Origin of the sequence: Marivita geojedonensis (genome assembly GCF_002115805.1) — a bacterium.
Taxonomy (GTDB): domain Bacteria; phylum Pseudomonadota; class Alphaproteobacteria; order Rhodobacterales; family Rhodobacteraceae; genus Marivita; species Marivita geojedonensis.
The window spans coordinates 41,351-54,285 of sequence record NZ_JFKC01000012.1 but is presented as its reverse complement, the minus strand read 5'-3'; the positions used below and the strand labels follow the sequence as shown (position 1 = coordinate 54,285).

The following is a 12,935-nucleotide window of genomic DNA, read 5'->3' as shown; positions in this document are numbered from 1 at the left end:
GCTATTGCCCCGAGGGGGATGTATGACTGATTTTGCCCAATCCGCGCGCGATGCGACCAAGGCGATGCGCGAGGTGTTTCCGCCTACGCCGCTTTTGCGCAATGCGCATCTGTCCGAACGTTATGACGCCGATATCTATCTGAAGCGGGAAGACCTTTCGCCCGTGCGCAGCTACAAGCTGCGCGGTGCCTTCAACGCGATGCGTAAAAGGCCCGACGCCGATCTTTTCGTTTGCGCCAGCGCGGGCAATCACGCGCAGGGCGTGGCGTATATGTGCAAGCATTTCGGAAAGCAGGGCGTGATCTTCATGCCGGTGACGACGCCGCAGCAGAAGATCCAGAAAACCTCAATGTTCGGGGGGGACAGCATCGAGATCCGTCTGACCGGGGACTACTTCGACGACACGCTCGCTTCGGCTCAGGCGTTCTGCGCTGAGGCCGGCGGGCACTTCCTGTCACCCTTTGATGATGAAGACGTCATCGAAGGGCAGGCGAGCGTGGCGGTCGAAGTGATCGAACAATTGGGCCGGATGCCGGATCACTTTGTTATTCCGGTTGGTGGCGGCGGTCTTTCTGCGGGGATGCTGAGTTACCTTGGAACAGAGTGCCAATACACATTTGTCGAACCCGCAGGTGGCGCGTGCCTGCGTGCGGCACTGGAGGCCGGCAAGCCTGTGCGACTTGAACATGTCAACACATTCGCCGATGGCGCGGCGGTGGGTCAGATCGGGCAGAAGACATTTGCGCGACTGAACGGGGTCGGCCTGGCCAACACCCTGACGATCAGGGAAGATCGCCTTTGTACGACGATTCTCGAAATGCTGAATGTCGAGGGAATCGTCCTTGAACCCGCCGGTGCCCTTTCGGTGGATGCGTTGCAGGATCTCGGGCAGTCCATCAAGGGGCGCACGGTGGTCTGTGTGACCACAGGAGGCAATTTCGATTTCGAGCGTCTTCCGGAGGTCAAGGAGCGGGCACAGAAATACCTTGGCTTGAAGAAATACTTTATTCTTCGACTGCCGCAGCGCCCCGGCGCACTCAAGGATTTCCTGAATTTTCTGGGTCCTGAGGATGACATTGCCCGGTTTGAATACCTCAAGAAGTCTGCGCGAAACTATGGGTCTGTGCTGATCGGGATAGAGACCGGACATGCCACGAATTTCGATCGGCTGTTTTCACAGTTGGACGCAGCGGGTTTCACGTTTCAGGACATTACCGACGACGATCTGCTGTCGCAGTTCGTGATCTGATGCGATTTGCGGGCGCGGCGGCGATTGTTACCGGTGCCGGACAGGGCATCGGTGCCGCTTTGGCGCGAGGACTCGCTGCGCGTGGCGCTCGGGTCCTGGTCAGCGATCTTTCAGATGCTGCTGCCCGGAGTATTGCCGAAGAGATCGGAGGCATTGCGCATCACGGTGATCTGCGTGACCCCGGCGTGATTGCCGACATGGTGTCGACGGCGCTGGACAGGCTAGGGCGCGTCGATATGCTGTTCTCAAATGCAGGATTCGCGCTGGGCGAAGCGGACGGACCGACGTCGCGCCCGGATGCGCATTGGCAGTCAAGCTGGGATCTGCATGTCATGGCGCATCTGCGTGCATCCCGTCTGCTGTTGCCGCGGATGATTGAGCACGGGTCGGGTGTTCTGGTGAATGTGGCTTCAGCTGCCGGGGTGCTGTCGCAGATTGGCGACGCGGCGTATTCCGCCAGCAAACATGCGGCGGTCAGCCTTGCACAGTCTCTGGCCATCGAACACGGCGCTGATGGGATTCAGGTATCGGTCGTTTGCCCGTTATACGTGGCTACGCCTTTGCTGGGGTATGACGATCCAGAAACGCCGCGTCCGGACGGAGTGATTTCGCCTCAGGATGTGGCCGAAGCGACGTTGACCGGGGTTGAGGAGGGGCGGTTCCTGATCCTGCCGCATCCCGAAGCGCATACCTATTTCGCGCAGCGTGCCGCGGACACGGACCGTTGGATTTCGGGAATGCAACGGCTGCGCGCACGGGTACGTGAACAGACAGACGGATCGGACCCAGCAACGCTGCACCGGTTCATCTAGGCTGCGAACCGCAGGGTGTATTCCGTTTCGAAAAACGCGCGCGAACGTTTGTAGAGCTCCTTCAGAGCCGCGACATCGACAGTGATGTATCCCTGAGCCGCGTCAGATTCGGCAGCTGAACAGATGTCGGACAGGTCGGAGAAACCAAGGTTGAGTGCCGATCCTTTGAGGAAATGCATGAGTTCCTGCATCTGTTCCGGCTCATGCTTTGCGGCGTCGAGACGCGAAAGCGCATCTTCAACCTCCATCAGGAACAGTTCTGCCACTTCATCGAAATCCTCAGTGCCGATTTCATTGCGCAATTCGGCCGCGCGCGCCCAGTCAATCATGCAATCCTCCATTTGAGGGAATCGGTAGCAGCAAAAGATTAAGAATCTGCAACGCTCTGCCGCTGCTTCATTCGAATTCTCAGATTTACCGGCTGTTAATGGTCCGGCTCTAAACCGCTTTGGGGGCCGACGCATGGGTTGGTAAAGCGGTTATGTTACAGGACGCGCGTTTTGCGTTCCCCGATGTGCAGCAGGTGCAATTCCGCCGCGTTCTCGTGGTTGATGACAGCCGTGCACAGCGTCGGATCCTCATCCTGATGCTCAGGCGTTGGGGCTTTGTTGTGGCTGAGGCAGACAGCGGCGAAAAGGGTCTGGAGATATCTGCCAGCTTCCAGCCCGATTTCATTATTTCCGACTGGATGATGCCGGGAATGAGCGGTCTGGATTTCTGTGCGGCCTTCCGAGCCGCGGCCCGTCAGACTTACGGGTATTTCATTCTGCTGACATCCAAGTCGGACAAGGCGGCAGTGGCTTCGGGGCTTGAATCGGGCGCAGACGATTTTCTGACAAAGCCCGTTAATGGTGATGAGCTTCGCGCGCGGATCAATGCGGGCGCGCGGATCCTGTCGATGGAGCAGGAGTTGCGTTCCAAGAACGCGATGATTGCCGATACTCTGTCCGAACTGCAAAGCATTCACGCCTCGATCGACAAGGATCTGCAGCAGGCGCGCATCCTGCAGCAATCTCTCATGCCTGTCCGCAGCGCGATTTTCGGCTCTAGCCGGGTGAGCCTGCTATTGCAGTCCTGTGGCCATGTGGGCGGTGATCTCGCCGGGATGTTCGGGGTGGAGTCCGGTGATTTCGGCCTGTTCAGTCTCGATGTGTCCGGGCACGGAATTACGTCGGCGATGATGACGGCGCGTGTGGCGGGGTATCTGAGTTCCGAATATCCCGACGAAAACCTCGCGCTTGCCCGCAAGGGTAGCGGCTACGCATTTCTTCCGCCAAGCGAGTTGGCCGGTAGGTTGAATAGGCGGGTTGTTCGGCAGCAAGGTGTTACGGAATACCTGACGCTGGTCTACCTGCATGTCTGTGAATGGACCGGGATCGCACGTTTCGTTCAGGCGGGTCATCCTCCTCCTCTGCTTCTTAGGCGGAACGGTGAAGCGCACTTCCTTGGTGCGGGGGGGTTGCCGATCGGTCTGATCGACGAAGCATCCTATGCGGACCATGAGATCCGGCTTCATCCAGGTGATCGCGTTCTGCTTTACACCGACGGATTCACCGAGTCGGTGCTTGCTGACGGGACCATGCTGGACGAGGCTGGGCTGCTGGCGCTGATTCAGACCATTCCGGCAGGGGCCAAGGGCCCGGATTTTCTCGATGCGCTCTACAGCGGGCTGAAACGCAAGACGCGCGCCGGGCAGGAATATGACGACGATATATCAGCCGCGCTTCTGGAATACGGAATTGCGTGACGCAAAACGCAGGACGAAGTCCCGGTCACCTGTATTGGCCAGTGTTTCGGCAGCCTCTGGGATGCTCATCCAAAGGGCCGTGTGATCGGGTTCAATCGGATCGCCATACTGAACGACCGGAAGGGCCATGTAGATCAGGCAAAGTTTTTCGGCCCAGAGATCGTATTCGGGCATATAAGTGAACCGGCGGTAGGCACCGAGACGCGTGGGGCGGGCGATCCGCCATCCGGTTTCCTCGAATACCTCGCGGATCAGGGCCTGTACCGGCGATTCGCCTGGATCGACGCCACCGCCGGGCAATTGCACTTCCGGCTCCGGCGCCTCCTGATGGGTGAGCAGGAGGCCGTCACCGACAGGCAGAATTGCGTATGCCCCTGTCCGAAGCGTGTACGTCCGACCTGATTCAGGCGGTTCGCCAAACCTGCGCATCATACCAAACCCTTTCTGCCCCTTGGACCTGCCTGTTCCTCGCTTATATAGTCCCGAACATGCCGGAGGGCGGCAAGCAAGGAAATTCCATGACACTCGGATCGAAACTCGCCTGGGACGACACCGTCCTGCCATTTCAACTTGACCGTTCGGACATCCGTGGCCGGGTGGCCCGTTTGGATGGTGTGTTGAGCGGCATCCTCAAGCAGCACAACTACCCGACGTCGGTTGAGGCTCTGGTGGCTGAAATGGCCCTGCTGACCGCGTTGATCGGACAGACGATCAAGCTGCGCTGGAAGCTGTCGCTTCAAGTTCAGTCGAAGGGCGCTGTACGGATGATCGCGACGGACTTCTATGCTCCTCAAGCTGAGGGTGAACCCGCGCGCATCCGGGCATATGCCAGTTTTGATCGTGAGAAGATCACGGATGGTGCTCCGATGGATCAGATCGGAGAAGGGTATTTCGCGATCCTGATGGATCAGGGCAAAGGCATGCAGCCCTATCAGGGGATCACGCCGCTGACTGGGAACACATTGTCGAGCTGTGCCGAAGCGTATTTCGCGCAGTCTGAACAATTGCCCACCAAATTCTCGCTGAGCTTTGGCCAGTCGACTGAACCTGGTGTGGCCCAGCATTGGCGCGCCGGAGGCATCATGATTCAACACATGCCCAAGGCGTCCCCGCATGTTCAGGGTGGCGGTTCGGGTGAAGGCGGATTGCTCGCGGCCGAAGATCTTCTGAACGACGATGAAGGCGAGAACTGGGCCCGTGCGAATTTCCATCTCGCGACGGTTGAGGACATGGAACTGATTGGTCCGTCGCTGCCATCGACAGACCTGTTATTCCGCCTGTTCCACGAAGAAGGCCCGCGTGTATTTGATGCTCTGCCGGTGCGTTTTGGCTGTACGTGCTCAGAAGATCGGGTGCGGCAAAGCCTCTCGATCTATTCCGCGCGGGATATCGAAAAGATGACCACCGACGAGGGTCGCGTAACAGCGGACTGCCAGTTCTGCGGAGCGCACTATGATCTTGATCCCGCGACGGTCGGGTTCGAGGCAAAAGAGGTGTCGGGTGAATGACCGGAAACGGATCGAGGCCGCGTTATTGCAGAACAGCGGCGCTTCGTCCGACTTTGACCTGAACCCTGATGTGGTTCTGCCCGCCGGACGCAAACTTCGTCCGGCGGGTGTTCTTGTGCCTGTCATCGCAACAGGTGGCAGGACGGACGTTTTGTTGACCAAGCGGTCATCGCGACTCAAACACCATCCCGGCCAGATTGCTTTTCCTGGTGGAAAACAGGATGAGGGCGATGCGGATGTGATCGCCGCGGCGTTGCGTGAAGCGGAGGAAGAGGTCGGACTGCCGCGTGAGACCGTAGATGTTCTTGGAACGCTGCCTTCGCATGAAACGGTGACGGGCTTTTTGGTGACGCCGGTGATCGGTTGGATTGACCGCGCATTCGACATTGTTCCGGAGCCCGGTGAAGTGGCCGAAGCGTTCCGTGTTCCCTTGGCACATGTTACCGATTCAACACTGTTTACTGTGCAGTCCCGGCGATGGCGTGGCACACGGCGGCATTACTACACCGTTCCCTTTGGCCCGTATTACATCTGGGGTGCCACCGCGCGTATCCTGCGTGGTCTGGCTCAGAGGATGGAGAGCGTATGAAGGTTTCGGGTGACTGGCTGGACTCCGACGGCACTCAGGCAGTGTTCGCTGCGCTGACAGTCGAGGGCCATGTTGCCTATGCTGTCGGCGGATGCGTTCGGAATGCGCTTATGGGGGTTCCGGTTACGGATGTGGACATTTCAACGGATGCCACCCCGGAGACTGTTCAGGAGCTGGCAAAAGCCGCAGGATTGAAATCCGTCCCCACCGGCATCGACCATGGAACCATTACGATTGTCTGCGACGGCACGGGTTATGAGGTCACGACTTTTCGGGCGGATACGGAGACAGATGGGCGGTACGCCATCGTCCGTTTTTCGACCGACCTTGCCGAAGATGCAGCACGTCGCGACTTCACGATGAACGCGCTTTATGCCACTGCGGACGGCACGGTAATTGACCCGCTGGGAGGATTGCCCGACCTCGAGGCACGGCGTGTCCGTTTTATCGGCGACGCGCATGACCGGATCACCGAGGATTATTTGCGAATCCTTCGGTTTTTTCGTTTTGCCGCTTGGTATGGAGACCCGGAATACGGCTTTGACGCCGAGGCCTTGGCCGCCATAGCCGACAAGCTGGATGGACTCTCCGGCCTGTCCCGCGAACGTGTGGGGGCGGAGCTCATGAAGTTGTTGTCGGCACCGGATCCGGCGCCAGCGATCGCGTCTATGGCACAGACCGGCGTTCTTCAGCTTGTCCTGTCTGGTGCCTCTCACACGGCGTTGGCCCCGTTGGTGCACCTCGAGAAATGCGCATCCATGGCTGCCGATCCACTGCGGCGTCTGGCTGCGCTGGGCGTGTTTGATGGCACAGCGCTGCGACTGTCGAAGAAGGCGCAACGCCGGATCGAGCAGTATCAGAGACTGATTTCATCGAACGAAGGTCCAAAAGAGCTTGGCTACCGATACAACGCTGACATTGCGTGCGATGTGCTTCTCTTGCGGGCCGCGATGTTCGAGAGCCCGCTTGATCCGGGCTCTCTGGATGCGGCCAAGACCGGGGCGCTGGCGAGCTTTCCCGTTAAGCCCGGAGACCTCATGCCAGCCTATTCAGGGGTTGCGCTTGGAAAAAAGCTGCGCGCTCTCGAAGATCGCTGGATTGCGTCGGAGTTCCAACTCGGGAAATCCGACCTTCTTGAGTGACGGGTTTCCTCTGACAGAAACCCGCGCTAGGGTTGCGGTGTCATACGGACAATACCGAACATTGCTTTACCTTTCGTTCCGGGCTGGGGGCATCTGTGCCCGTTGCTGTCCGGCCGTTGAATTTGCCAGGAGACCGTTCGGTGTTCCGCTTCTTTGAAAATCTGGTCGATCCCTATGGTCCTTATGACGAGAAGGACACGCCGCCTTCTCGGCTGCTGCCGTTCCTGCTCGACTATGCGCAGCCGTTCAAACGGATCTTCGTCTACGCGACGATCATGTCAGTCATTGTTGCGACAATCGAGATCGGTCTGATCTGGGCGATGGGCTGGGTTGTCGATATCCTTGCCGGAGACCCGGAAGCAGTATGGGACGCCTACGGAGGATGGCTCGTTGGTTTGGCGGTGTTCATCCTGCTGATCAGGCCTGCCCTGCAGGCTCTGGATGTTCTGCTGCTCAACAACACGATTCTACCAAATTTCGGGACGCTGATCCGTTGGCGTGCGTACAAGCATGTGTTGCGGCAGTCGGTGGGATGGTTCGAGAACGATTTTGCGGGCCGCATAGCGAACCGCATCATGCAGACGCCTCCCGCAGCGGGCGAGGCCGTGTTTCAGGTCTTCGACGCAATTACCTTTTCGCTGGCTTACGTCGTCGGAGCGCTGGTGCTGCTTGGACAGGCGGATGCGCGACTTGCGATCCCGCTGATTGGATGGCTCATCCTGTACGGGATGCTGGTCGTCTGGACGGTAAAGCGGGTCGGGCCTGCTTCTCAGGCGGCATCGGACGCGCGGTCCGAGGTGACTGGCCGGGTTGTAGACAGTTACACCAATATCCATTCGGTCAAGATGTTCGCGCACAATGATGCGGAGTTGGACTATGCGCGGGACGCCATCGAGAACACCCGCCGTACGTTCCAATACGAAATGCGGCTGTTCACGATCATGGACGTGGTGCTTGTCACGCTGAACGGGTTGCTGATCGTGTCCGTTGTGGGTTGGGCGCTTTGGCTTTGGATGCAGGGTCAGGCAAGCGTGGGTGTGGTGGCGGCGGCGACTGCGCTGACGCTCCGGCTCAATGCAATGACCGGTTGGATCATGTGGGCGCTCACGTCGTTTTTCCGCCAGCTCGGTGTTGTCGCCGAAGGAATGGAAACCATCGCGCAACCGATAACTCTTGTGGACGAGCCGATGGCAAAACCTTTGGCGCTTACACAGGGGAAGATCGAGATTCAGTCTCTATCACACCATTATGGCCGCGAAACGGGCGGGCTGGACGCAATCAGCCTGACCATACAACCGGGAGAAAAAGTTGGCCTTATTGGACGCTCCGGGGCTGGAAAATCGACTCTCGTGAAGCTTCTGTTGCGGTTTTATGATCCGGAAAGCGGGCGCATCCTGATCGATGGTCAGGATATCACCAGGGTGACACAGGACAGTCTGCGCATGGCCATTGGAATGGTGCAGCAGGACAGTTCGCTGCTGCACCGATCCGTACGCGAGAATATTCTTTACGGGCGGCCGGATGCCAGTGAGGCGGAAATGATCGCGGCGACGCGTCAGGCACAGGCCCATGAGTTCATACTGAACCTACAGGATCCGCAGGGTCGAACCGGTTATGATGCACAGGTCGGGGAACGGGGCGTAAAGCTTTCTGGCGGTCAGAGGCAACGGGTGACGCTGGCACGCGTTATCCTCAAGGATGCGCCGATCCTGCTTTTGGATGAAGCAACAAGCGCGCTGGATTCCGAGGTCGAGGCGGCGATTCAGGACACGCTTTACGGGATGATGGAGGGCAAGACCGTGATCGCCATTGCGCACCGCCTGTCGACCATTGCGCATATGGACCGGATCCTGGTGATGGATCAGGGCCGGATCGTCGAAGAAGGCGCGCACGACGCGCTTTTGGCGCAGGGCGGGCTATATGCAGGGTTCTGGGCTCGCCAGTCTGGTGGGTTTATCGCAACAGAGACCGAGGCTGCCGAGTGAAACTGTTCCGGATCGATCCCTTTGCCGAAGCTGATGGCCCGCCGCCAAAGACGCTGGGCGCGTTTTTCCGGTGGGCGTTGAAGGACAGCGGTCCGGTTCTGTGGCTGGCGGGCATCCTGTCAGTCCTTGGGGGTGTAGCAGAGGTTGTGGCTGCGATCCTGCTGGGGCGGGTGATCGATTCCGCGCTGGATGCGGATTCGGCGACCGTGTTCAGCGACAGCTCGGGGCTGCTGATCCTGTGTCTGATCTTCTTTCTTTTGTTCCGACCCATCGTGATGGGCCTGTCCGCCTATTCGCAGAACATCATGATGCAACCGAACATCATGAACCTCGTTCTGTCGCGCATCCATCGCTACACGCTGGGTCAGTCGGTTACGTTTTTCGACAATGATTTCGCGGGCCGCATCGCGCAGAAGGAAATGCAGACCGCGCGTGCGCTGAACGACGTTGTGACCGAAGTGGTCCATACCGTTTTGTTTGCTGTTGCTTCCGTTGTGGGGGCGATCCTGTTGCTGGGCACTGTGGACTGGCGGATTGCGGCCGGCCTGGGTGTCTGGATGATCGCCTACGGGTTCCTGATCCGGTTTTTCATGCCGCGCATACGCAAGCGGTCCAAAGCCCGGGCCGGGGCGCGGGCGATGGTGACAGGTCAGGTCGTCGATACCGTGACCAACATCAAGACGGTCAAGCTTTTTGCACATCAGGGTTTCGAAGACCGCGCTGCGCTGGGCGCAATGAGCGAGTACCGCAAGCGGTTCCTCGATTTCAGCGCGGTTTCGGTTGCTTTTCGGTTTTGGCTTATGGCTCTGGCCGGGATCCTTCCTGTTCTGCTTGTGGGCGGTGCGTTGTGGTACTGGTCTCTTGGTCTGATTTCCGCAGGCGACATTGCGGCGACAGGGGCCATCAGCCTTAGGCTGGCCCAGATGACAGGATGGGTCAGCTTTACGCTCATGAGCCTCTATTCGAATGTTGGTGAAGTCGAAGACGGGATGCGCACGCTGACGCCGGATCACACATTGGTCGACAGGACCGGAGCGACCGACCTGAAAGTCAGTCGGGGAGAGGTCAGGCTTGATTGCGTCAGCTTTGCCTACGGGAAAAAGAAAGGGGGGGTCGAAGACATTTCTTTGACCATCCATCCTGGCGAAAAACTTGCCATAGTTGGGGCGTCGGGCGCGGGCAAATCCACGCTCGTTTCGCTTCTTTTGCGGCTCTATGACGCCGAAAAAGGCACTATTCGCATCGATGGTCAGAACGTGTCCGACGTGACGCAGGAAAGCTTGCGTCGGCAGATTGGCATGGTCACGCAGGAAACGGCGATGTTCAATCGTTCGGCGCTCGATAACATTCGATATGGTCGACCGGATGCAAGCAAGGACGAGGTGATTGCCGCAGCGCGAAAGGCCGAGGCACACGAGTTCATCAAGGATCTTGAGGATCATCTGGGGCGCACCGGTTATGACGCGCATTTGGGAGAGCGTGGGGTAAAGCTCTCTGGTGGGCAGCGGCAGCGCATCGCGCTGGCACGCGCAATTCTCAAGGACGCGCCGATCCTTGTACTGGACGAAGCAACCAGTGCTCTCGACTCAGAGGTCGAAGCACAGATCCAGTCTGCCTTGGAACGGGTCATGGATGGCAAAACGGTTCTGGCCATCGCACACCGGTTGTCCACCATCGCCAGCATGGACCGGATCGTTGTCATGGATCAGGGACATATCGCCGAGGTCGGGACGCACGACGCCTTGCTTGCCAAAGGTGGGCTCTACGCCCGCTACTGGGACAGGCAGTCCGGCGGCTTTATCGGCGCGCAGGCGGCGGAATAGCTCTCGACCGGAGCGTTTGGCTGAGGCACAAGCCGCGACATGACAGATGTGGCGATCAAACGACTTGGCCATTTGGGTGACGGCATCGCCGATGGGCCCATCTATGTTGCGGGAACTCTGCCGGGTGAGGTGGTCAGCGGGACGCTGGATGGAGACCAACTGCGCGACCCCAAGATCGTCACCCCGTCCGAGGACCGGGTCAAACCTCCGTGCTCTCACGCGAAATCGTGTGGCGGTTGCCAGTTGCAACATGCGTCTGACAGTTTCGTGTCGGAGTGGAAGCGGGACGTCGTACGCCAAGCGCTTGCGGCTCAGGGCATTGCGATTGATCTGCCCGAGCCAATCACGTCGCCGATCCGATCTCGGCGGCGAGCGACATTTTCGGTTCGCCGTACCAAGAAAGGCGCTCTGGCCGGATTTCACATGAAGGCGTCGGACACGATCATTGCGGTTCCGAATTGCCAGCTTTTGCACCCCGACCTGGTTGGCGCACTTCCCATGGTCGAAGCGCTGGGCAGTCTTGGCGCATCACGCAAGGGAGAATTGTCGGTTCTTCTGACCCGGACCGTGACAGGTTTGGATGTTTCGGTGAGCGGTGGGAAAGAGATGGACATCGAACTGCACCAGTCTCTTGCGGACCTGGCACGCGAGTATGACGTTGCGCGCATCTCGTGGGATGGCGAAATCGCCCTTCAGCGCCGTGCGCCGATCCTCCAGTTGGGCCAGGCCGAAATGTCGCCGCCGCCCGGTGCCTTTCTGCAGGCGACCGAAGACGGTGAATACGCCCTCGTTCAGGCCGTAAAGCAGTCTCTAAGTGGGGCAAAACGGATCGCAGACCTGTTTTCGGGCTGTGGCACTTTTGCGCTTCCGCTGGCCGAGGAAGCCGCTGTGCATGCGGTCGAGGGAGATCGCGACATGATCCGCGCATTGGATCAGGCCTGGCGCGGGGCCGAGGGCCTCAAGCGGATTACATACGAGGTCCGTGACCTGTTTCGCAATCCGTTTCTGCCGGAAGAGATTGACCGCTTTGATGCGGTGGTGATCGACCCGCCGCGTGCCGGCGCGGCGGCGCAGGCGGCCGAACTGGCAAAGGCCCATGTGCCCCGCATTGCGCATGTTTCGTGCAACCCTGCGACGTTTGCGCGGGATACTGCCACACTGATCCGTGCGGGATATGACCTTGAATGGGTCCAGGTGGTTGATCAGTTCCGTTGGTCGACCCATGTGGAACTCGTGGCGCTGTTGCGTCGGGACAAGTGAAGAGGCGGCGCAATGCGCAACAAAGTAGCCAGTTTTCTGGATCAGACCTGGGTGGGAAATTTCATTGTTGGAGTGATCCTCTTCAACGCTGTCCTGCTCGGGATGGAAACATCGGACCGGGTGATGGAGACAGCCGGTCCGATGATCCTTGCTCTGGACAGTTTGTGTCTGATCATCTTCGTGGTCGAAATTGCGCTGAAGCTTTTTGCGCATGGATGGCGATTCTTCCGAAGCGGCTGGAATCTGTTCGACTTTTTCATCGTCGGTATCGCGCTTGTTCCCGCCACACAGGGCTTTTCGGTACTCCGGGCGCTGCGCATCCTGCGGGTTCTGCGAGTGGTCTCTGCAACACCGCGCCTGCGACGTGTGGTTGAGGGGTTCATCACGGCGCTGCCGGGTATGGGCAGCGTATTTCTGCTGATGGCGCTGATCTTTTACATCGGTGCTGTCATGGCGACCAAGCTGTTCGGCGATGCCTTTCCCGAATGGTTTGGCGATCTCGGGCGCTCTGCCTATTCGCTGTTCCAGATCATGACGCTCGAATCATGGTCGATGGGTATCGTCCGGCCGGTTATGGAGGTGTTCCCCTGGGCGTGGGCGTTCTTTGTGCCGTTCATCATGGTGACCACGTTCGCCGTGGTGAACCTGCTGGTCGGTCTGATCGTCAATTCCATGCAGGACGCTCATGCAGAGGAATCGAACGAAAAAACCGACGCTTACCGGGATCAGGTCCTTGCGCGGCTTGAAGCGATCGAGAGGCGTCTGGATCAGCGGTAATCTGCCGGTTCTTACTCACGGTTTCGTTTTCCCGTGAGCCGCA

At 58.9% G+C, this 12,935-nt stretch carries 12 protein-coding genes; 10 read left to right on the top strand and 2 right to left on the bottom strand.

The window, feature by feature from the left end; genetic code table 11:
- Nucleotides 1-22: 22 nt before the first annotated feature.
- Complete coding sequence (gene ilvA, locus MGEO_RS12755) at nucleotides 23-1,249, top strand: threonine ammonia-lyase IlvA (protein WP_085638260.1); 1,227 nt, start codon at nucleotides 23-25, stop codon at nucleotides 1,247-1,249.
- A complete protein-coding gene (locus MGEO_RS12750) occupies nucleotides 1,249-2,061 on the top strand; it encodes an SDR family NAD(P)-dependent oxidoreductase (RefSeq protein ID WP_085638257.1) in 813 nt (270 codons plus the stop codon). Before ilvA ends, MGEO_RS12750 begins: the two co-directional genes overlap by 1 nt.
- Here the strand turns inward: MGEO_RS12750 and MGEO_RS12745 are convergent.
- Nucleotides 2,058-2,390: an Hpt domain-containing protein gene (locus MGEO_RS12745; RefSeq protein ID WP_085638254.1), complete on the bottom strand. Its 333-nt coding sequence runs from the start codon at nucleotides 2,388-2,390 to the stop codon at nucleotides 2,058-2,060. The two genes, MGEO_RS12750 and MGEO_RS12745, sit on opposite strands and share 4 nt — an antisense overlap.
- Before the next feature lie 152 nt (nucleotides 2,391-2,542).
- Between MGEO_RS12745 and MGEO_RS12740 the strand changes: the two genes are divergently transcribed.
- Complete coding sequence (locus tag MGEO_RS12740; RefSeq protein WP_085638251.1) at nucleotides 2,543-3,808, top strand: PP2C family protein-serine/threonine phosphatase; 1,266 nt, start codon at nucleotides 2,543-2,545, stop codon at nucleotides 3,806-3,808.
- On the opposite strand, the gene MGEO_RS12735 is transcribed toward MGEO_RS12740, so the two are convergent.
- Entirely contained in the window at nucleotides 3,776-4,240 is a 465-nt protein-coding gene (locus tag MGEO_RS12735; RefSeq protein ID WP_085638248.1) for an NUDIX domain-containing protein, read from the bottom strand. The genes MGEO_RS12740 and MGEO_RS12735 overlap by 33 nt on opposite strands.
- A gap of 86 nt (nucleotides 4,241-4,326) precedes the next feature.
- Here MGEO_RS12735 and hslO point away from each other — a divergent pair, with 86 nt between their 5' ends.
- From hslO to MGEO_RS12700, 7 genes are all read left to right on the top strand, one after another.
- The gene (gene hslO, locus MGEO_RS12730) at nucleotides 4,327-5,316 is read left to right on the top strand and encodes an Hsp33 family molecular chaperone HslO (protein WP_085638245.1); all 990 of its coding nucleotides are present in this window, start codon (nucleotides 4,327-4,329) and stop codon (nucleotides 5,314-5,316) included.
- A complete protein-coding gene (locus MGEO_RS12725) occupies nucleotides 5,309-5,905 on the top strand; it encodes a CoA pyrophosphatase (RefSeq protein ID WP_233139890.1) in 597 nt (198 codons plus the stop codon). Before hslO ends, MGEO_RS12725 begins: the two co-directional genes overlap by 8 nt.
- Nucleotides 5,902-7,047, top strand: coding sequence for a CCA tRNA nucleotidyltransferase (locus MGEO_RS12720; protein WP_085638238.1), 1,146 nt, complete (start codon nucleotides 5,902-5,904; stop codon nucleotides 7,045-7,047). Before MGEO_RS12725 ends, MGEO_RS12720 begins: the two co-directional genes overlap by 4 nt.
- Nucleotides 7,048-7,187: 140 nt before the next feature.
- The gene (locus MGEO_RS12715; protein WP_085638235.1) at nucleotides 7,188-9,032 is read left to right on the top strand and encodes an ABC transporter ATP-binding protein; all 1,845 of its coding nucleotides are present in this window, start codon (nucleotides 7,188-7,190) and stop codon (nucleotides 9,030-9,032) included.
- Nucleotides 9,029-10,855: an ABC transporter ATP-binding protein gene (locus tag MGEO_RS12710; protein WP_085638232.1), complete on the top strand. Its 1,827-nt coding sequence runs from the start codon at nucleotides 9,029-9,031 to the stop codon at nucleotides 10,853-10,855. Before MGEO_RS12715 ends, MGEO_RS12710 begins: the two co-directional genes overlap by 4 nt.
- Before the next feature lie 39 nt (nucleotides 10,856-10,894).
- A complete protein-coding gene (locus tag MGEO_RS12705; RefSeq protein ID WP_085638229.1) occupies nucleotides 10,895-12,115 on the top strand; it encodes a class I SAM-dependent RNA methyltransferase in 1,221 nt (406 codons plus the stop codon).
- A gap of 12 nt (nucleotides 12,116-12,127) precedes the next feature.
- Complete coding sequence (locus tag MGEO_RS12700) at nucleotides 12,128-12,892, top strand: ion transporter (protein WP_085638226.1); 765 nt, start codon at nucleotides 12,128-12,130, stop codon at nucleotides 12,890-12,892.
- Nucleotides 12,893-12,935 lie beyond the last annotated feature (43 nt).

Coding starts and splice junctions, on each gene's coding strand:
- ilvA (WP_085638260.1), top strand. CDS start 23: ATGACTGATTTTGCCCAATCCGCGCGCGATGCGACCAAGGCGATGCGC.
- MGEO_RS12750 (WP_085638257.1), top strand. CDS start 1,249: ATGCGATTTGCGGGCGCGGCGGCGATTGTTACCGGTGCCGGACAGGGC.
- MGEO_RS12745 (WP_085638254.1), bottom strand. CDS start 2,390: ATGATTGACTGGGCGCGCGCGGCCGAATTGCGCAATGAAATCGGCACT.
- MGEO_RS12740 (WP_085638251.1), top strand. CDS start 2,543: ATGTTACAGGACGCGCGTTTTGCGTTCCCCGATGTGCAGCAGGTGCAA.
- MGEO_RS12735 (WP_085638248.1), bottom strand. CDS start 4,240: ATGATGCGCAGGTTTGGCGAACCGCCTGAATCAGGTCGGACGTACACG.
- hslO (WP_085638245.1), top strand. CDS start 4,327: ATGACACTCGGATCGAAACTCGCCTGGGACGACACCGTCCTGCCATTT.
- MGEO_RS12720 (WP_085638238.1), top strand. CDS start 5,902: ATGAAGGTTTCGGGTGACTGGCTGGACTCCGACGGCACTCAGGCAGTG.
- MGEO_RS12705 (WP_085638229.1), top strand. CDS start 10,895: ATGACAGATGTGGCGATCAAACGACTTGGCCATTTGGGTGACGGCATC.
- MGEO_RS12700 (WP_085638226.1), top strand. CDS start 12,128: ATGCGCAACAAAGTAGCCAGTTTTCTGGATCAGACCTGGGTGGGAAAT.